The organism is Streptomyces sp. 8L, assembly GCF_020176795.1.
GTDB lineage: Bacteria > Actinomycetota > Actinomycetes > Streptomycetales > Streptomycetaceae > Streptomyces.
The window spans coordinates 1-626 of the sequence record NZ_JAIUKE010000129.1 but is presented as its reverse complement, the minus strand read 5'-3'; the positions used below and the strand labels follow the sequence as shown (position 1 = coordinate 626).

Sequence of the window (626 nt, the reverse complement as noted above, 5' to 3'; positions counted from 1 at the left end):
GGCTCGGGCGTGCTGCCCGCCCACCGGGTGTGGTGGGGGGCTGTCTAACCCCACCGGGCGGGGGGGGGGGGGGCGGGGGCGCGGGCGCGCCCGCCCCCCCCCCGCCCGGTGTTGGGCGGTACGGGCCATCCGTATGAGGTGAGCGGCCACAGTCAGCAGAAACCGCAGCTCGCGTCTCCGTCGCGGTTGAGGCAGCCGCAGTTATCGCACACCCACGACACCGTGATGCCCAGACGCCGGACGGTGCGACGGATCATTCGGGAACAACGCATCGCCATCGGCTCCTTCACCGGTTCGGGATCTGTGCGACGGTCTCTGCGAGCGCGGCCTGTGCCTCCTGGGAGGCGGCCAGGGCCTGCGCGTTCCGCTGACGGGCCTGCTCCATCTCCTCCGCAGCCTTGCGGCGCTCCTCGTCGGCGTCGCTCATCGCGTCACCTCCGCTGCCTGCTGCCGGTCCGTCATTTCCGCGAGGGTGCGCGGGACGCGCCGCTCCGGCGGGATGCGGTCGTCCTGCTCGCGCACCATGCGCAGCAGGAGCGCGCCCAGGCGCTGCTCCGGCGTTGCCGCCGCGCGGGCGGGCACCGTCGCTGCGACGTGCGGGTGCGGGGAGGGCGAGGGCGCCGGGG

General features: G+C 74.9%; 1 protein-coding gene and 1 pseudogene. Both read right to left on the bottom strand.

Annotation, left to right across the window (positions count from 1 at the left end; genetic code table 11):
- Positions 1 to 286 precede the first annotated feature (286 nt).
- Positions 287 to 427, bottom strand: coding sequence for a hypothetical protein (locus tag LCE31_RS12765; RefSeq protein WP_225014329.1), 141 nt, complete (start codon positions 425 to 427; stop codon positions 287 to 289).
- Positions 424 to 626 (bottom strand): annotated as a pseudogene (locus LCE31_RS12760) (hypothetical protein); the annotation flags it as partial. The pseudogene LCE31_RS12760 and the gene LCE31_RS12765, both read right to left, overlap by 4 nt.